At 39.7% G+C, this 17,745-nt stretch carries 18 protein-coding genes; 4 read left to right on the plus strand and 14 right to left on the minus strand.

Annotated features, from left to right (window positions below; genetic code table 11):
* Window positions 1-103 precede the first annotated feature (103 nt).
* The 3 genes from AACQ75_RS14955 to AACQ75_RS14965 form a co-directional block, all read right to left on the minus strand.
* Complete coding sequence (locus tag AACQ75_RS14955; protein ID WP_104040757.1) at window positions 104-1,087, minus strand: DUF4917 family protein; 984 nt, start codon at window positions 1,085-1,087, stop codon at window positions 104-106.
* Window positions 1,088-1,811: 724 nt separating this feature from the next.
* On the minus strand, window positions 1,812-2,168 hold the full coding sequence (locus tag AACQ75_RS14960; RefSeq protein WP_170888954.1) for a hypothetical protein: 357 nt from the start codon (window positions 2,166-2,168) through the stop codon (window positions 1,812-1,814).
* Window positions 2,169-2,324: 156 nt separating this feature from the next.
* Window positions 2,325-2,705, minus strand: coding sequence for a hypothetical protein (locus AACQ75_RS14965; RefSeq protein WP_130248662.1), 381 nt, complete (start codon window positions 2,703-2,705; stop codon window positions 2,325-2,327).
* 221 nt (window positions 2,706-2,926) lie between these two features.
* Between AACQ75_RS14965 and AACQ75_RS14970 the strand changes: the two genes are divergently transcribed.
* A complete protein-coding gene (locus AACQ75_RS14970; protein ID WP_088733592.1) occupies window positions 2,927-3,259 on the plus strand; it encodes a PBPRA1643 family SWIM/SEC-C metal-binding motif protein in 333 nt (110 codons plus the stop codon).
* Window positions 3,260-3,573: 314 nt separating this feature from the next.
* On the plus strand, window positions 3,574-3,810 hold the full coding sequence (locus AACQ75_RS14975) for an RNA recognition motif domain-containing protein (RefSeq protein WP_088729611.1): 237 nt from the start codon (window positions 3,574-3,576) through the stop codon (window positions 3,808-3,810).
* A 216-nt stretch (window positions 3,811-4,026) separates the two neighbouring features.
* On the opposite strand, the gene AACQ75_RS14980 is transcribed toward AACQ75_RS14975, so the two are convergent.
* The 9 genes from AACQ75_RS14980 to AACQ75_RS15020 all read right to left on the minus strand — a co-directional run bounded on the left by AACQ75_RS14980 (window position 4,027) and on the right by AACQ75_RS15020 (window position 12,142).
* Complete coding sequence (locus tag AACQ75_RS14980) at window positions 4,027-4,440, minus strand: DUF1090 domain-containing protein (RefSeq protein ID WP_228209534.1); 414 nt, start codon at window positions 4,438-4,440, stop codon at window positions 4,027-4,029.
* 797 nt (window positions 4,441-5,237) lie between these two features.
* Window positions 5,238-5,807 (minus strand): DUF2726 domain-containing protein, encoded by a 570-nt coding sequence (locus AACQ75_RS14985; protein WP_017050105.1) that lies wholly within the window; start codon window positions 5,805-5,807, stop codon window positions 5,238-5,240.
* Window positions 5,808-7,369: 1,562 nt separating this feature from the next.
* Complete coding sequence (locus tag AACQ75_RS14990) at window positions 7,370-7,852, minus strand: tetratricopeptide repeat protein (RefSeq protein ID WP_046265424.1); 483 nt, start codon at window positions 7,850-7,852, stop codon at window positions 7,370-7,372.
* A gap of 137 nt (window positions 7,853-7,989) precedes the next feature.
* Window positions 7,990-8,532: a hypothetical protein gene (locus tag AACQ75_RS14995; protein ID WP_170888955.1), complete on the minus strand. Its 543-nt coding sequence runs from the start codon at window positions 8,530-8,532 to the stop codon at window positions 7,990-7,992.
* A gap of 263 nt (window positions 8,533-8,795) precedes the next feature.
* Complete coding sequence (locus AACQ75_RS15000; RefSeq protein WP_170888956.1) at window positions 8,796-9,077, minus strand: DUF1289 domain-containing protein; 282 nt, start codon at window positions 9,075-9,077, stop codon at window positions 8,796-8,798.
* A gap of 129 nt (window positions 9,078-9,206) precedes the next feature.
* Entirely contained in the window at window positions 9,207-9,671 is a 465-nt protein-coding gene (locus AACQ75_RS15005) for a hypothetical protein (protein ID WP_170888957.1), read from the minus strand.
* Window positions 9,672-10,277: 606 nt separating this feature from the next.
* Window positions 10,278-10,772 carry a hypothetical protein gene (locus AACQ75_RS15010; RefSeq protein WP_339605556.1) on the minus strand — a complete coding sequence of 165 codons (495 nt, stop codon included), beginning with the start codon at window positions 10,770-10,772 and terminating at the stop codon, window positions 10,278-10,280.
* A gap of 105 nt (window positions 10,773-10,877) precedes the next feature.
* Window positions 10,878-11,408, minus strand: coding sequence for a GNAT family N-acetyltransferase (locus AACQ75_RS15015; RefSeq protein WP_170888958.1), 531 nt, complete (start codon window positions 11,406-11,408; stop codon window positions 10,878-10,880).
* Window positions 11,409-11,551: 143 nt separating this feature from the next.
* Entirely contained in the window at window positions 11,552-12,142 is a 591-nt protein-coding gene (locus AACQ75_RS15020; protein WP_025639236.1) for a hypothetical protein, read from the minus strand.
* A 1,323-nt stretch (window positions 12,143-13,465) separates the two neighbouring features.
* On the opposite strand from AACQ75_RS15020, the gene AACQ75_RS15025 reads away from it, so the two are divergent.
* Window positions 13,466-13,741 carry a nitrogenase-stabilizing/protective protein NifW gene (locus tag AACQ75_RS15025; protein WP_170888959.1) on the plus strand — a complete coding sequence of 92 codons (276 nt, stop codon included), beginning with the start codon at window positions 13,466-13,468 and terminating at the stop codon, window positions 13,739-13,741.
* Window positions 13,742-14,981: 1,240 nt separating this feature from the next.
* Here AACQ75_RS15025 and AACQ75_RS15030 read toward each other — a convergent pair.
* Together AACQ75_RS15030 and AACQ75_RS15035 are read right to left on the minus strand one after the other, a co-directional pair.
* Window positions 14,982-15,284, minus strand: coding sequence for a hypothetical protein (locus AACQ75_RS15030; protein ID WP_170888960.1), 303 nt, complete (start codon window positions 15,282-15,284; stop codon window positions 14,982-14,984).
* Between the two features lie 208 nt (window positions 15,285-15,492).
* Entirely contained in the window at window positions 15,493-16,488 is a 996-nt protein-coding gene (locus tag AACQ75_RS15035) for a hypothetical protein (RefSeq protein WP_170888961.1), read from the minus strand.
* A 252-nt stretch (window positions 16,489-16,740) separates the two neighbouring features.
* Between AACQ75_RS15035 and AACQ75_RS15040 the strand changes: the two genes are divergently transcribed.
* Window positions 16,741-17,703 carry an integron integrase gene (locus tag AACQ75_RS15040; RefSeq protein ID WP_017043784.1) on the plus strand — a complete coding sequence of 321 codons (963 nt, stop codon included), beginning with the start codon at window positions 16,741-16,743 and terminating at the stop codon, window positions 17,701-17,703.
* Window positions 17,704-17,745 lie beyond the last annotated feature (42 nt).

Genomic DNA, 17,745 nt, shown 5'->3' on the forward strand with positions numbered 1-17,745 from the left:
GGTGTGAGCAACGTAATACCAAAGCCGCCGCAAGCTACCTTAAACACTAAACGCAACGCATAGCAAAAATGCCAAGCGTTGCGAATCACTCTTAAACAGATTGTTATGCCACTCGCCAAATTGGGGTACTAGCTGCACTAAATAGCACGACTTCTTTAGGCGCAAGAAAAGTTCTAGCATTTGCTATCGTGCGTTGATTTTGTTCTGAATTTTCATCACCAAAGATACTTACATAAAAACGCTCGATGCCACTATTTTTAAGTTCATCAAAGATGTGTTTATCTGATTCATCGAATGAATGACCATAGATAAACATCGATCCCTCTAGATATTGTAACTGTCTAAAACAATAATCCAGATATGGATTGTGTTTGATCTTTTCCGCCTTTTTGAAATACGTTGGTTCAGAGACGAATAGCGGAAATTTATTCTGTCTTAAGTTTGCTCGGACTTGCTCAACAATACCGCTCTCTGCATCATTATTATATGCATGCTTTTTGATCACAGTACCCGTATCGTAAAGGTGCAACGCGCCATGTAAGAAGAACACTTGTTGATTGACATCTCCACGATAAGGAGTCCATGTTTCAGGCCACCTGAACCCATCATCAGTGCGGAAAGCCTCTGGCTCAATTTCAGATTTGTTTCTAGCCCAATACATAAGTAAGTCATAATTTAGAGTAAAGATGTTCTTAAACTCATGTAAAAAATGTCGAGCTAGCTCATATTCTTCATCAGTTAGTCGGCTAGGTAAACTTGGATGGCAATCCGTAATAGCTTGAATCAACGATTCTTTTAAAACTTCAGTATCACCACGAATTTGCTCGATCAGTTCTCGGTCACCATTGTATGCCTCTAGTACATCTGCTGAAGCGAGCATATTGAACATTACCGTCTCAAAGTCATAAGTCTCAAATTTGTTGAATATTGACTTAATTGCCTCATCACGGGCACCAAAGTTTGCTTGCTCAAACAGATATTTATAATTGAATACTTCATAGTTCCAAGCCTGAGAGAAACCATTTCCTAGCAACACGTGCCTACTTGGCTTGACTGTCGCGTCTAATGCTTGCGCAAATGTAATCATTATTACTCCAATATGACGTTGAATTTATTGTTATCTACTAGTGGCATAACGCTCAATTAAGTGGTGAACAACGCACTGACCAAGTCACTGCATTGCACCGTAAAGCACTTTACCTGACGCATAGTAAAACTGCCACGCGTTGAGAATCCACTTGAATTGCTTGTTATGTGAATTTTACCGTGAATTCAAAGTAAACCACCGTGGAAATGAAGAGATTTGAATAAGTTACGTACAAAAACGATGCTGACCAAAACCTAAATTTCACAGCGATCTTAGCCGAAGAAAACCACTTACAGAATCAACAACAAAGAAAGCGCCCTTTCAGCAACCGCTAAACTTTTTGCTTCACCAGACTTTCAGTGCTGAATGTCAGCAAGCAAATCAGTCAAAAATGCATTTCAATTGAAGCGATTTGAAACCGATAAAACTCAACACAAACCAGATCCAAAACTCAATTGAGGCAACCCAAGAACCTTGAAAACGATCAATCTCAGATTATTCAAGAATCCATTTCGACCAAGCCAACTTGCCGAAAATACAGAACGAATTCTCAATGAAATCGTAGAATTAACCTCAAAAACCCATCAAACACATAACGCCCAATTAAGGGGTGAACAACGCTACCACCCAACCTAAAACATTGTGCCATAAACACTAAATTTTAAGTAAAAGCAAAAGTGCCAAGCGTTGTGAATCCCTCTTAAATTGCTTGTTAGTTGCCGACCTATTTAAAGCTGTTCATCTCGCGACGACTTACCGGCATACGAGCATCAGCGGTTCTCAGCTGGCGTTTAAAGCCACGGTTCCCACGCACGACCTCATTGCCATTCTTATCCACCGTTTTAAGTGTATCGACAAGTATATTTTTGTATGTACCTTTAATCTCATATTCGAATGAAACTAAATCGGTTTTAAACACCCATTGTTGTGAACCAAGGGCAAGAAAGCTGTAACTTTCACCGTCAACAACTAAATAATGTGCATGTAGAGCATTCGTATTCCCCCCGCGGCTAGGCGGACGACTTTTCTCTTTGAGGTACTTACTATAGTTTTCTATTTTCTTATTTGTAATTATACTCATTTAAGCCTCTATTTCCTCGTAGGCAACTAACGCCCAATTAAGGGGTGAGCAACGCTACCACCCAACCTAAAGCATTGTACCGTAACCACTAAAACTGAAGTAGAAGCAAAAATGCCAAGCGTTGGGAATCCCTCTTAAATTGTTTGTTATGCAAATTTAGCTGATTGATACGCGCAAACTGATCTGCCCATGGCTATTAGATAGGTTTTCAAAGTTGTAACCTTGTTTTAAAAGGTTCATCGCTAGAATTTCCTTTAATATCCCCTGTTCGACTGTAGACAACTTACAGAAGCGCATATTGGGAGTAGCTTTGCTGTCGATTGTAATCACTGCTGAGTTAAAAAAGCCTTTATCAGCAAGAGCAAAGAGAGAGTCAGATAAGTAACTTTCCACCTCAAAGTACGCAAGACAAGTATGGTCTTCTGACATAAATAGCTCAATCAGAGCATCAGTAACACTTTTACTGTGAGCACTCAATTCATCAGCTGGTTTTAAATTTGTTGATATCATTCTTTTCTCAATTTTTACGATTTGCATAACGCCCGGCTAAGGGGTTGACAACGCACCGCCGGACTTAAAAAACACACTTAAACACTGAACTTCAATTTTTCACTAAAATCGCCAAGCGTTGGCAATCCCTCTTGAGCCGTTTGTTATACCGTGATCCGATGCACATTGTAGGAACTTCTTTATCAATTGCCATAGTGCCGTATAATCGCGGCCAAATTACACCACAACAATCCATCAGTGAGTTGCAAATGTCCAAACTATTTTTCAAAGGTCGAATCGATGCTAGACAAAACCACGTCATTTCAGGCTACAACGTAAACCGTGATGTAAAAGCAGGCACTGACGAGGCTCCAATCAATGTTGTCGTCCCAACCGAGGCTCGTAAAGCAGAGATAGAAATATTACTTTCTAAGCACTCAATAGTGGCTGATATTGTCATTGACTCAAAGCAACCAGAGAACACTGTTGAGCTTGATACGCTATTAAACAAACCTAAAACGATTACCTATGACAAAACACCAAACCGTAATGAACCGTGCATTTGCGGAAGCGGGAAAAAGTATAAAAAGTGCTGTGCTTAAACCCTCGATAATTACGTCCAAAGCCGTCTTCTGACGGTTTTTTTATAAACTAGAAACTATACGATGCTCTGCGCGTAAGTTAAAACGGTATAACGCCCGGCTAAGGGGTTGACAACGCACCGCCGAACTTAAAAAACACACCGTAAACCCTGAACTTCAATTTTGCACTAAAGTCGCCAAGCGTTGGCAATCCCTCTTGAGCCGTTTGTTATGCAGTTTTTTAACCAATACTCAGTATAGAGAACGAATTGCTTAGCCAAACTTATCTTTAGCTGCCACAATTCGCACTGTCATTTACTACCAATTGGTTCATCATGAAACTTTTAGTTCGCAATCTATCTCGCTCTACAACTGAACAAGAACTTCGTGTTTTATTCTCAGCTCATGGCTCCGTAGCCGAATGTACACTTGTTTTAGACCAAGTAACGGGTCAATCAAAAGGCTTTGCTTTTGTCGAAATGACAAACGAAAACGAAGCTAATGCTGCAATTTCTAGCCTAAACCTTTCTGACGTAGCTAAAAGCAAAATCAGAGTAAAAGCCGCAGAATAAACACCTTACATACAAAAAGAGTAAAGCTCCGTCAGTTCAAATACATTGGGCTGACGTTTTTTAGTTTCCGTTGAACCTGTAGAACTGCATAACGCCCGCTTAAGGGGCAGACAACGCTATTACTGACTTTCCGCATAACACCGTAATCACACACACCAACGCATAATAAAAATGCCATGCGTTGGCTGTCCCTCTTGAAGCGTTTGTTAGCATTATCTAGCCTAATTCGGATAACTCTTGTAGAAGCGACTCCAATTTACGCTCTTCTTCTTGAATTTTATTTTGGTATTTCCTGACTTTGTTATCCTTGCCACTTCCCTTTGCTTCTTGTAAATCTAAGTTATATTCGGCAATTTTATCTTTAGTTTCTTTAATTTCGTCAGCTAAATCTTGCTTAAGTTTTGTGTCACTACAATTGGACTTGGCTTCCGCTAGGGCAACTTTTAGTCCTTCTATCTTTTTTTGATTATTAGCTAACTGAGCACTTTCTATTTGCTGCTCAATCTCACAATACTTTCTTTCACACCCAGAAAAACCTGAACAGTTCAATGAAGCAAAACTATAAAATGACAATATAGACAGTACAACACCGGAAGCTTTTAACATTAAATTTACATTTGCTCTTTTCATTAACACAACTAACTTTAATCAATTTTACAAGGGATAATTAAACTACAAAATGGTGAATTGTCACACAACTATTATACGCGATGATTGATTTCTACCATTTGAATATGACTTTTAAGTCCTCAGAATGCTAACGCCCGGCTAAGGGGTTGACAACGCACCACCGAACTAAAAAAACACACTTAAACACTGAACTTCAATTTTGAACTAAAGCCGCCAAGCGTTGGCAATCCCTCTTGAGCCGTTTGTTAGCTGCTGCACTTTAGCCGGAGATTGACTACCCAACGGCCTAATTTAAAACACATTATTGTTTTCAAGCGACAAAGTAAAACGGACAACTTAGAAACTAAAACCTAATCCACGAAACGCACTTGGCAAAGAAGAAATAACAGGAAAACTGACGAGCTTCTAAGACTTAAATTTACAAAGAATTCTTTCGAAGAAGCCAACAACCAAGTGCGCGAAATCAACTTAAGCGCGAAAGAGCTTCAAAACCAAAGAAGCCACACCAAAGAAATAAACAAGCACATCACTTCCCGTAAGAAGGCTTCGGTTAGTTCAACCACTTCACGAACAGTGCCACTGGCGAGATACATGGAAAAGTGCTGACTTTCAGGTGTAAAGCCAGAGCCTCAGACTAAGAAAAATAAACGCTTAATTTTATGATTGTTCTTAACCTCAGCTAACGCCCGGCTAAGGGGTTGACAACGCACCACCGAACTCAAAAAACACACTTAAACACTGAACTGCAATTTTGCACTAAAGTCGCCACGCGTTGGCAATCCCTCTTGAGCCGTTTGTTATACAAAATTAGCTTCGAACTTATTACACTTAATTTCAGTTTCTCGCGACAAAACTTTTGCGATTTCAGACGGTTCATAGAAATGCTTTGTATTAAAGCGCACCAATGGATGATGTCCATCTAGGACTTCATTTACATACTGATCGCGTTCCTGCCTTTTTTTCCAATTATGCGTAGAATCATCGAGTTCGATAACTGCTAGAATTTTTGTGGTCTTATCTGTTATGACAAAGTCCATTCGCTTTGCCCACGTTCGAGAATTATGCTTAAAATTAACAGGTTTAACCAAAGCCATTAGTGATACTTGGCTATGAATTACATACTCCGAAGGAAGAGCTTTTTGTAATGCAAAATAGAGTTTCCGCTCATTTTCAGTTGCTAAATGGCTTTGCTTTTTATGCTCAATTTTTACATTAGATGGAATAGGTACGTCAGTTAATTCAAATTTAGCTTTACGCTTGCTCGCAGTTTGATTTGGCGAATCCCATGAAGCTGGCTTCGGCGTATTATTTCCTTTAAGTTTCCATACAATGTAGCCAAACGCTACGATGATAATTATTTCAAACATCTACGCCTATTTCTCCTTTTTGTATAACGCCAAATTAAGCTGCTACCAACGCACAATGCCGCTTTCAGCAATGCACCGCAATCACAAAACTCATTGAAACTGATGAAACCACGCGTTGGTAGTCAGGCTTGAATTTTTTGTTAGGTATTACTATTTCGCATTTACTTGCTTGGCAAAGAATCACTAGATTACCGCATTGTGATAAATACAACCCAAGCCTTTCACTCAATTTGGCCGCCAAATGTGATCAGCTTAAAACGAGTAACTTATTCATTCGATTGAGAAAATCAAAGCGCCTTTGAGCAAGATTAACCTTCAACCAACCTTCCCCACTTTCCAATGAAGCAACCCACGAACTTTGACATGGGAAAGAGTTGAAGAAACGCGATGATTGGGACAGGCCAAGCTGATTTGCTGACATCCGTAAATGAATGGCTTAATAAAACCCCAAATCTTTTTCCCAAGAAATTACGCCTTTCTCTTCGTAAACATAACGCCAAATTAAGCTGCTACCAACGCACAATGCCACTTTCAGTAATGTACCCTAATCACAAGACTCATTAGAGCTGATGGAGCCACGCGTTGGTAGTCAGGCTTGAATTTTTTGTTAGGTATTACTATTTCGTATTCATTAACTTGGCAAAGAATCACTAGATTACCGCATTGTTATAAATGAAACCCAAGCCTTTTACTCAATTTGGCCGCCAAATGTGATGAACTTAAAACGAGTAACTCATTAATCCAATTGAAAAAATCAAAGCGACTTTGAGCCAGTGAAACATTCAGCCAACCTACTCCATTTTCCAATGAAGCAATCCACGAATTTTGACATGAGAAACCGCTGAAGAAACTTGATGATTTGGGCAGACCAAGCTGATTTGCTGACATCCGTAAATGAATGGTTGGAGAAATCCCCAAATCTTTTCCCCAAGAAATTACGCCTTTCTCTTCGTAAACCTAACGCTGCGTTAAGGGGTGCAGGCCCGCAATACAACGTTTCTGCATTACGCCTTAATCACAAAACTTAACGCAAACTAAAAAAGCCACGCGGGCCAAGTCCCACTTTAATGCCTTGTTATGATTACGGTTTAAGAAAACTTCCATGACAAAGAACCGCTGATTTTACCGCATTGCACAAAACCATTACCAAACCTTTAAGCCAACTTGGCCTACAAATGCGATCAACTTAAAGCGATCCCATTCAGCCAATTAAACCGCAACAGTTACAACGACTTTGAGCCAGTGACATCTTCAACTCGTATTTCCACAATTCTACAATGAAGCAACCCACGAACTTAGTTTGCGCGAGGCTAGCAATGGCAAAGAATTTGGGCAGATGAACCAAAATTGCTGAATATCGATGAAGCTAAAAAGCCAGAGAGATCCCCAATCTTTTCCTCAAGATAACCTTTTTGCTTTTGTAAACATAACGCCCAATTAAGGTGTGAAGCACGCTACCACAACACTCAAACTGGACGCCGTAATCACTGAACTAGACCCAAACAAAAAGTGCCAAGCGTGCTGAATCACTCTTAAATTGTTTGTTATAAGCGTGTTTCGTTTTACCACATTCTATCTAAATCTTGTGCGTATAAAGAAATAGCTCGCTGATACTCTTTAATTGCGTCACTGTTCGTGGTTGATACTAAAAGCTCGAGTAGTAATGATGTTGCTTCTTTATGACGTCCTAAGTTGTAGAGACACATGGCATAGAAAGGCTGAACTTCAATAGAACTAGGGTACTCTTTTAGAGTTTGCTCAAAATAGCTTAACGCCTCCGAATACATGCCAAGACTTCGATAGGTACTCGCTAGCCCGAATAAAGCATCGAACCTTTCTACCGACGATAACAGACCTGAAAGAGATGACAGATAATGAGTAACCGCTTCTTGCTCTTTACCTTCGTTGTCGTATGACCAAGCAATTTGCAGGTGAGCCCTAGCAGAATAAGTTTCATCGTTTAACAGCGTTTTTAGCAAAGCTCTCGACTCTTGGTACTTAGCCTCTTTCCGCAATTTAATTGCTTGTTTGATAATACTTTCCATAATTTCCCTCGAAGCTTATAACGCCGCATTAAGTGGTGAACAACGCGACCACCCAACCTTAAACCTTGCCACATTTAGCACTGAAGCCGACCTAGACTGAAATTGCCAAGCGTTGAGAATCCGTCTTAAATGCTTTGTTATGTAAACGTATGCACAGTACCCGTAGACAAGAAAGTATACAATGAAAAAGCTGAATAAGTTACGAATAGCAAAGGAAAAATAAAGTCAGAAGAGTAAACCCAAGCATTATGCGCGTTGATGAATTTAGAACGGTATGACTTTTCAATTAGACTGCGCTTGTAGTGTATTTCATGAAACTCGCCAGATAGAGTACCGACATCTTCATCGTACTCATGATCATGTTTATCATGTTCTGCATTTATTTCAGCTTGCGTCATTCCAAGAGTATCCCCACGTAAGTCTTTACCCCTGTAGGTAATCCAAGCAGGTAACAGTTTTTTAATTATCTCAAGGGAAGCATGCACAATAAATTTGATTTGCATAAACATCAGGATAGCAAGGAGAAACCATCCTGCCACAGTTTTATTACCCTCTAAATCTAGACCTATAATTTCTATTTTTCCCGGCAATGCGCCAGTCATTGAAATGAAAAGAGCGATACCCGATAGTATCAGCGCCTGAGTTTTTAATTTTTCAACTTCACTACTAAATTTAAACACTTACTGCTACTTTCCTCGATATTGATAAGTTTACATAACGCCCGCCTAAGGGGCTGGCAACGCATACCACTAAACCCAAACACAACAACCGTAACCACCGCGGCTCAATGGGACTGGAAACGCCGCGCGTTGACAGTCCCTCTTGAGGCGTTTGTTATGTGTGTGTTTCTGATGCCCACCCTTCCATTTAAAGGGGTAGCGAAAGGCATTTATGCCAAACAGCATTCGATAAAAAGCCATCATATGCACAAGACTAAGATGCTTCATATCGATATATTTCGGCTCTGAACTCTAGCTACGCTATTGATTAATATCTCTTGTTTTTCGCTATTTGTTGCACTACTCCAACGACATATCTCGTCAAGAGTCCTACCACAACCTATGCAGATGTCTTTGTCATCTAAACAACAATGACGAACACAAGGACTTTTATATGAACACGTTTCAATTGGTTCAGCTCTTTTAACGTTTTGATTTTCAGACATAGTGCACCTCACGTCTGAATTATAAGCGCAGAGCTGTGAAAAACTTCCAGAAAAACACATAACGCCCGGCTAAGGGGTTGACAACGCACCGCCGAACTCAAAAAACACACTGTAAACGCTGAACTTCAATTTTGCACTAAAGTCGCCACGCGTTGGCAATCCCTCTTGAGCCGTTTGTTATGTGAACTGCTACAACAAGCGACTATAAAAAATGCTTAATTCATCAAGGTAGGTTTCACTAACATCATCTTCGTTCCAAGCCCATAATTCTTTGGGAACGAGTTCGAACACCTTGTGGTGAGGTGCATTTAAAGTGGGGACACAATAAACAGGAAGATATAACCTGTTAATTTTGATTTTATAACTAAGTTCGCTGTCTTCAATGAGGTTAAATTGATCAGCTGTTATATCAACCAAAATACCTTCACTTTCTACCCACCAATGCCCAACTTCACCGCCACGCTTTTTAGATATACCAAAGACAAGGTATATAGGCTTACTGTAGCCTTTTTGGGTTAAGTGGTAGCAGAACAACATTGAAGCATGTTTACAAGCATTAATTGGAAAGTCAGAACCAAAATAGAACCAGCCTTTACCGACAACTGATTCTATTTTACTTCTTACCCAAGCCGCTTCTTCGTGAAGGTTTATCATTTTTCTCCTGTTCACATAACGCCCGGCTAAGGGGTTGACAACGCACCGCCGAACTCAAAAAACACACTGTAAACACTGAACTTCAATTGTGCACTAAAACCGCCACGCGTTGGCAATCCCTCTTGAGCCGTTTGTTAGGCCAACCGATTGACAACAACACTTTTAAAACCAAAGAACAAGGTTTTTTACCAACTTAAAACCAACTAAACGATTTATTTATAAACCAAAATGCTGAATCAGCAAAGAAACCAAAAAACTCAAATTGAGCGGTTTGGAAGAAAAGTGACGAGCGTAGCATGCTCGGCGGACGTTTGGATGCTGAAAGTTATTTTGCCGATGAATTCACAGCGAAAAGCAACCCAACGCAATCAAGAAACAACAAATATGTGATGGCGATTTATTGCTTAAGTCCAACCATGAGAACATGGAATTCACCGTTCAATTCAAACCCGATTTAGCTGATAAAAACTCACTTTGCCTAACGCCCGCTTAAGTGGTGAGCAACGCAATACGGAGCTTCAGCACACCACCTTAATCACTAAAATCAACGCATAATAAAAATGCCATGCGTTGCGAATCCGTCTTAAAGCGTTTGTTATAAACTACTTACGCTCGGGGCTTTGGTTTTGCGACGGCTTGACTTGAAACTTGGCTTACATTAAAGGTTGAGTGGATATCTGGTTCATTAAACACAATAACATCTTTGGACTTAAACCCATCATCTTCATCTTGCAAGTAAGTACGAATATTTTTAATTAGTTGCCTAACGTCTTGAGAGCCCGGCTTTTGAGCTAACGAATTAGATAATTCCTCAGCTAGATCCTTGGGTAGCCAAATAAATGCCTGAAAAGATAATTTATTTAATTGATGATAATCTAATTTTTGTCCCTTTCTAATCCATTCAGCCAATAATTCAGCAACAATCTCTCCCTTTAGCCTGATTTCTTTTTGGCTTTCAACCTCTAACATTTTCAGGTCATATTCATGCTTTATTGAAGCTTTCAGTCGCTCAATTAACCAAGACCTACAAAGGTAAGCAACAATAGCTAATAGTGTTACTGTTGAAACTGACCCCAGTAATCCTAACAAAAACTCTTCCACAGAACCTCCTTAGTTTATAACGCCGCATTAAGGTGTGAGCGGCGCTTGGCTATACTTGAGCGAAGCGAAAATGCCGAGCGTTGCGAATCACTCTTAAATGCTTTGTTATATGCCTGTTTTTGAATAAACTGCCGTGCCACTCAATTCACCTGATGGCAATCTTCGGTCGTTACGTAAAATGCCTTCAAAAGCATACCCGCTTCGCTCTGCTACCATTCGACTTTTCAAATTCTGTTCAGCAGCTTTGATTTCAACTCGGTTAGCGTTTAGCTCATTAAACGCGTATGACTCTATTGCTTCCACTGCTTCAGAAATGAAACCATTGCCAACACTTGAACTACGCATCCAATAACCAATTTCAAAAAACGGTACTGATTTATCGCGAATAATTAACCCTATTGCACCAAGAACGCGCCCTGTACTTTTTTCTATGATTGAATAACGTAACTCACCTTCAAAATTCTCAAAGTTATTGATGGCTTGTTGCATATTTTCAATTGATTCAGCTTCTGTTAACGCATATGGAACCCAAGGAAGGTAGACACCGAGTTCATTTTGGCTTTCCCTTATCGCTTCAAGCATCAGAGGTTGATACTCCATTGAAGGGGGGAGTAGTTTAAGTCTATCTGTTTCCATATTTACCAATATCCAATTAAGGCTTATAACGCCCTGTTAAGGTGTGAGCAACGCAATACAGATGCTCCCGCATACCACCTTAAACACTTAAACCAACGCATAGTAAAAATGCCACGCGTTGCGAATCACTCTTAAACAGTTTGTTAAGTTTCAGTTTGCTGCACAAACTCATTGTAGAATTTCATTGCATCCTCTTCAGAGCCCAAAGCGGTGCTGATGAGCATTTGTAAGCTCCACAAACGTCCCGGAACGACTTCATCTAAGTCTAAGTCAGCAGGATAACTCTCAGGGTCGATGGCCATTTCTAGGTTTACAAACCACCAAATTTCTATCTTCCGCAATAAGCCCACCATATCATCAAAGCTTTTTGCTACATCAAAGTCGCAGCCTTGGGAAGCGAACTTAAATAGTTCATGCGTCAGTTCATTACGATGACGTTTAATACGCTCATATACTTCAATATCAGCGTCATCAATAGCGTCATGTTGCTTTAACCATAAAAGCGAAGCATAGGTTCGACTACGGTTTAGCTTTAAAACTTTGAGCTTATAATCATCGCTAACAAGTGGGCCGTTTTCATCAAAGCCATTTGTAAAGAACTCTCTAATTTTATCTTCGATGCTACTTTTTAGCATCTCGAATGCCATCGAGTGTACAGAAGCCGTGATTATATTGTTCTTGAGCGACACTGGATTGAGAAATCTTTCCCATGACGCTTTTACTTCTTTATCCATTGCACCTGAACTCCAATGAAACTTAACGCCCAATTAAGTGGTGAACAACGCACTGGCCAAGCCGCCGCATTGCACCGTAAAACACTTTACCTAACGCATAGTAAAACTGCCACACGTTGAGAATCCACTTGAATTGCTTGTTATGTGAATTTTACCGTGAATTCAAAGTAAACCACCGTAGAAACGAAGGAATTTAAATAAGTTACATACAAAAACGATGTTTACCAAAACCTAAATTTCACAGCGATCTTAGCCAAAGAGAGCCACTTACAGAATCAACAACAAAGAAAGCGCCCTTTCAGCAACCGCTTAATTTTTTGCGTCACCAGATTTTCAGAGCTGAATGTCAGCAAGAAAATCAGTCAAAAGGACATTTCAATTAAAACGATTTGAAACCAACGAAACTCAGTACAAACCAGATCCAAAACTCAATTGAGGCAACCCAAAAACCTTGAAAACGATCAATCTCAGATTATTCAAGAATCCATTTCGACCAAGCCAACTTGCCGAAAACACAGAACGAATTCTCAATGAAATCGTAGAGTTAACCCTAAAAACTCATCAAACACATAACGCCCAATTAAGGGGTGAGCAACGCTACCACCCAACCTAACGCATTGTACCGTAAACACTAAATTTGAAGTAGAAGCAAAAATGCCAAGCGTTGGGAATCCCTCTTAAATTGCTTGTTATGTGATTTTTACCGTAAATTCAAAGTAAACCACCGTAGAAATGAAGAGATTTTAATAAGTTACGTACAAAGACGATGCTTACCAAAACCTAAATTTCACAGCGTTCTGAGCCAAAGAAAGCTACTTGCAGAATCAACAACAAAGAAAGCACCCTTTCAGCAACCGTTAAATTTTTTGCTTCACCAGACTTTCAGAGCTGAATGTCAGCAAATGAATCAGTCAAAAAGACATTTCAATTAAAGCGATTTGAAACCGACGAAACACAACACAAACCAGATCCAAAACGCAATTGAGGCAACCCAAGAACCTTGAAAACCATCAATCTCAAGTTGTTTAATAATCCATTTCGACCAAGCCAACTTGCCGAAAACATGAAACGAATTCTCAATGAAATCGTAGCTTTGACCTAAAAACTGACCAAACACATAACGCCGCGTTAAGTGGTGAGCAACGCATACCGCCACACTTAAAATATTGTGCCGTAAACACTTAAACTGAAGCAAACCAAAAATGCCAAGCGTTGCGAATCCGTCTTAAACGCTTTGTTATGAGAATTTTATGTTAAGACAAAGTTCTACTTTAAATGATTTGATATATTCACTCTACTTTACACTTAACAACGCACTTAAACATGGATAAGCCAAATATAATTGATATAATTCATAGCTTTACTACGATTGAGCAAGCTTTAGATTATTTTGAAATTGACTTTACACAGAAGTTTATCGATAACAATCGAGTGCAAGTAATGAAACTTTTTAACGGCTATTTGATTATGACAAAACCTGATGACTGGTTTTCAGCAAGAAGAGCATTGAAGAACGCCTATTGTAAAACCCAGCGCTCTTTGCTTAGTAAAGAAACCCGTCAAGCATGTCGTGGCTGCACTACATGCCAGAGACGATAATCAGCCGAGTCTCATAACGCTGCGTTAAGTGGTGAGCAACGCGACCACAATCCTAAACCATTGTGCCTTAAACACAAAACTCAACCTAGAACCGAAACTACCAAGCGTTGGGAATCCGTCTTAAACGCCTAGTTAGCTGCTGCACTTTCGCTAGCGAATTACGCCAAAATGCCAAATTTGAAACACATTATTGCTTTCAAATGACAAAGTAAAACGGACAGCTGTGAAATTAAAACCTAATCCACGAAATGCCCTTGGCAAAGAAGAAATGACCGAGAAAATCACCATTCCTGAGCCGGTAATTTGCAAAGAATTCTATCGAAAAAGCCAACGACAAAGCACACGAAACAAATTTAAGAATGCATAAATTTCAACACCAAAGAAGCCGCGCCAACGAACTTAACAAACACAACACTTCCCGTAAGCAGACTTTGTTAAGTTCAAACACTTCCCGAAAAGTGCCACTGGCGAGATAGTTGATAAGCTGAGATTTGTCCGGTGTGTAGCTAGAAAACCGAAAGCCTTTCCACCCTAAATTCAACGTTTTTCTTAACCCCAGCTAACGCTGCGTTAAGTGGTGAGCAACGCGACCACAATCCTAAACCATTGCGCCTTAAACACAAAACTCAACATAGAGCCGAAACTCCCAAGCGTTGGGAATCCGTCTTAAACGCCTAGTTAGCTGCTGCACTTTCGCTAGCAAATTACGCCAAAGTGCCTAATTTGAAACACATTATTGCTTTCAAACGGCAAAGTAAAACAGACAGCTGTGAAATTAAAACCCAATCCACGAAATGCTCTTGGCAAAGAAGAAATGGCCGAGTTAATCACCATTCTTGAGCATGGTAATTTGCAAAGAATTCTATCGAAAAAGCCAACGACAGAGCACACGAAACGAATTTAGGCATTCATGGATTTCGACAGCAAAGAAACCGCGCCAATGAACTTAACAAACACAACATTTCCCGTAAGCAGACTTCGTTAAGTTCAAACACTTCCCGAAAAGTGCCACTGGCGAGATAGTTGAGAAGCTGAGATTTGTCTGGTGTGTAGCTAGAAAACCCAAAGCCTTTCCACCCTAAATTCACCGTTTTTCTTAACCCCAGCTAACGCCCAATTAAGGTGCGACAACGCTATAACACCCAAGCTAACCCATTGCACCGTAAACACATATTACAAACCGGAGTGAACTCGCCAAGCGTTAGGAGTCACTCTTAAATTGTTTGTTATACGCTGCGACTTAGTCTGAGAATATTTCTATCATTTCGTCTATTGGTAATTCGTTAGTTTGGCTAGCTTCGCCAACAAGATAAACAACGCTGCCTATAGTTTCTATCGTTTTGTTGCCCTCTCTTTTAGGTATATCACCTACCTTTGGTACCGACGGCTTCTCAACCACATCCTTGCATACAATGCTTTCACACCCAGAATTTTTCTCTTCGAGTGCAATATATTCAGGAACTTCATACCCAATTGGTATTATATTTGATGCGCTATATGACATAGCTGAAAATAGAGTAATTGGCAAAACCCATAATTGCATGACACTTCCTAAAATCATTCATTTAATTTATAAACTATATCTGAAGATATCAATTGCGAACAGTGTTTTTTATTAATCGTATAACGCCCAATTAAGGTGTGAAGCACGCGACCACGACACCTAATCAGACCACCGTAAACACTGAACTTAACCCAAACCAAAAGTGCCAAGCGTGCTGAATCACTCTTAAATTGTTTGTTATAAGCAATTATTTGCCCACTTTATCTACAGCTTTCTTTGCAAGGTCTAACAACTCTGATGCTGGCAAGTCTTTCTTAGGATTTGACTTTTCCAAGGTCGAGCTTGGGTTGAAATCAATTGTGTTAATCGTTGTTTGTGCAAGTTGAACAAGTAACGAGTCTTTTTCATCACTTTCAGCGAGCTTTTCAATTTGGCGCTGGTGCCCTACAAAAGTTTTAGTTACGGCTTCCTTGTGAGCGTATTCTTGCTCAAGGCGCTTGTTCTGCGCCTGTTGCTTGCTGGCGAACAGAGCTAGCCATATCAATGGACCAAAGACCATTAAGCGTTTGCCTAAGTCATACAAATACTGAGAGCCTTGACTGGAAATTGAAGCTGCATCTAAGCCGAGATAAATCATGAAACCAATAGTTAAAATAAATAAAATAGCCCAACCATTTTTAGGCAGCTTGTATGAATCTTTTTGGTCTTGGAATGCTTTAGCAAGTTCAACATTTGTTGCACCAGTAAGAGCCCCTTCAATTTGAAGTAAAAGTTCTTCCGCTTTAGTTCTATTGGTTTTTAGACTTGATTCATAGTCTTTTGCTAAAGTTCTTAGCTTTGACTCTAACCCATCATTTTGATGACCATATAACAGCTCGGAAGATTGGTTGAAGGATTTCATCAACGCATAGCATTCATCGTACACACCCTTGATATCAGTGTGTATAGATTCAATGCTTGGGACTAGACCATCATGAGAATTTGTTATTAGCTCATATTTTTCTTCTGTGTTCTCTAACAGCGCGCTAATTTCTTCTAGTTTTTTGTTTGCTTCTTCTCTGGCGTTTAGTACCTCAGATTGAATCGATATACCATCATCATCGTCCTCCAAAAGAAGCACTCTCATTTCTTCAATTTGATCACGCTTCTCTTTAATTTCAGCAATTAGGGCTTCAAATTCGTCTTTGATTTGATTACGTAGACGAGTAAATGAACTTTTTTGACCACTACTTAAATTTTCCATTACTACATACTTTCCTAAAATTGCTTATAACGCTATCTATACAACAAAATGCGACCTAATTTACCACGCTACCGCCACTTATCATGAACTTTGATAATTAGAAATCTATCATATAAATCTTTTTTATCAGATGGTTAGTTGAATAAAAACTGCGTCAGACTTCACATTAGACGACTTTATGCAACTTAGTTTGTTGACTAAACCAAAAACAATAATACTGTATATAAAAACAGGCAGTTTTGTTGGGAAAATATGAAATCACAATTTATTTTAAGCATTAAAGAATATATGCAAGCGCGACACTATGCAAAGAAAACTATAGAGGCATATTTGCACTGGATAACACGATTCATCTACTTCAATAACAAAACACATCCAATGAGAATGGGTAGTAAAGAAGTTGAGATGTTTTTAACTGACTTAGCTGTTAATGGGAAAGTAGCCGCGAAAACACAAGCGTTAGCGCTAAACTCTCTCCATTTTCTGTACCGTGAAATCATTAAAGAACCGCTATCAATTAGCATGAATTTCAAGAAATCTCAACTTGCTCAGAAATTACCAGTAGTGATGACAAGAACTGAAATTAAGCGGTTTTTAGAACATATTGAGCCACGATATCAATTGCAAATTATGCTCTTATACGGATCAGGGCTGCGGCTGATGGAATGTGTCAGACTCCGAATACAGGATATTGATTTAGATTATGGTGCGGTTCGGGTATGGCAAGGAAAAGGAGGAAAAAACCGCACCGTCACACTTGCTAAGGAGCTTTATCCACAACTAGCTGAGCAACAAGCATTAGCTAAGCGTTACTATGATAAAGATATGCAAACCAAAGGTTATGGAGGAGTCTGGTTACCCAATGCGTTGAGAGAAAAATATCCTTCAGCTCCTTATGAGTTTAATTGGCACTACTTGTTTCCATCTAATTTACTTACCTTAGATGAGAATAGTGGGTTGAAACGAAGGCACCATATTAATGAGTCGGCATTGCAGCGAGCAGTTCGGAAAACCGCTCATGATGCTGAGATACAAAAGTCAGTTTCATGCCATACGCTAAGGCATAGCTTCGCGACACACTTGCTAGAAGCGGGAGCGGACATTAGAACAGTACAAGAACAATTAGGGCATAGTGATGTAAAAACCACTCAGATTTACACTCACGTACTGGATAGAGGCGCCAGCGGTGTATTAAGCCCATTGTCGCGCTTATAAATAAGTGCAATAAAAAAGGAGAGCATACTTGCCCTCCTTTTC

The sequence above is a fragment of the Vibrio sp. B1-2 genome, assembly GCF_963888445.1.
Taxonomy (GTDB): Bacteria; Pseudomonadota; Gammaproteobacteria; order Enterobacterales; family Vibrionaceae; genus Vibrio; species Vibrio anguillarum.

Coding starts and splice junctions, on each gene's coding strand:
- AACQ75_RS14955 (WP_104040757.1), bottom strand. CDS start 1,087: ATGATTACATTTGCGCAAGCATTAGACGCGACAGTCAAGCCAAGTAGG.
- AACQ75_RS14965 (WP_130248662.1), bottom strand. CDS start 2,705: ATGCAAATCGTAAAAATTGAGAAAAGAATGATATCAACAAATTTAAAA.
- AACQ75_RS14990 (WP_046265424.1), bottom strand. CDS start 7,852: ATGGAAAGTATTATCAAACAAGCAATTAAATTGCGGAAAGAGGCTAAG.
- AACQ75_RS15015 (WP_170888958.1), bottom strand. CDS start 11,408: ATGGAAACAGATAGACTTAAACTACTCCCCCCTTCAATGGAGTATCAA.
- AACQ75_RS14975 (WP_088729611.1), top strand. CDS start 3,574: ATGAAACTTTTAGTTCGCAATCTATCTCGCTCTACAACTGAACAAGAA.
- AACQ75_RS15040 (WP_017043784.1), top strand. CDS start 16,741: ATGAAATCACAATTTATTTTAAGCATTAAAGAATATATGCAAGCGCGA.
- AACQ75_RS15020 (WP_025639236.1), bottom strand. CDS start 12,142: ATGGATAAAGAAGTAAAAGCGTCATGGGAAAGATTTCTCAATCCAGTG.
- AACQ75_RS15025 (WP_170888959.1), top strand. CDS start 13,466: ATGGATAAGCCAAATATAATTGATATAATTCATAGCTTTACTACGATT.
- AACQ75_RS14985 (WP_017050105.1), bottom strand. CDS start 5,807: ATGTTTGAAATAATTATCATCGTAGCGTTTGGCTACATTGTATGGAAA.
- AACQ75_RS15035 (WP_170888961.1), bottom strand. CDS start 16,488: ATGGAAAATTTAAGTAGTGGTCAAAAAAGTTCATTTACTCGTCTACGT.
- AACQ75_RS15000 (WP_170888956.1), bottom strand. CDS start 9,077: ATGTGTTTTTCTGGAAGTTTTTCACAGCTCTGCGCTTATAATTCAGAC.
- AACQ75_RS14980 (WP_228209534.1), bottom strand. CDS start 4,440: ATGAAAAGAGCAAATGTAAATTTAATGTTAAAAGCTTCCGGTGTTGTA.
- AACQ75_RS15005 (WP_170888957.1), bottom strand. CDS start 9,671: ATGATAAACCTTCACGAAGAAGCGGCTTGGGTAAGAAGTAAAATAGAA.
- AACQ75_RS15030 (WP_170888960.1), bottom strand. CDS start 15,284: ATGCAATTATGGGTTTTGCCAATTACTCTATTTTCAGCTATGTCATAT.
- AACQ75_RS14960 (WP_170888954.1), bottom strand. CDS start 2,168: ATGAGTATAATTACAAATAAGAAAATAGAAAACTATAGTAAGTACCTC.
- AACQ75_RS14970 (WP_088733592.1), top strand. CDS start 2,927: ATGTCCAAACTATTTTTCAAAGGTCGAATCGATGCTAGACAAAACCAC.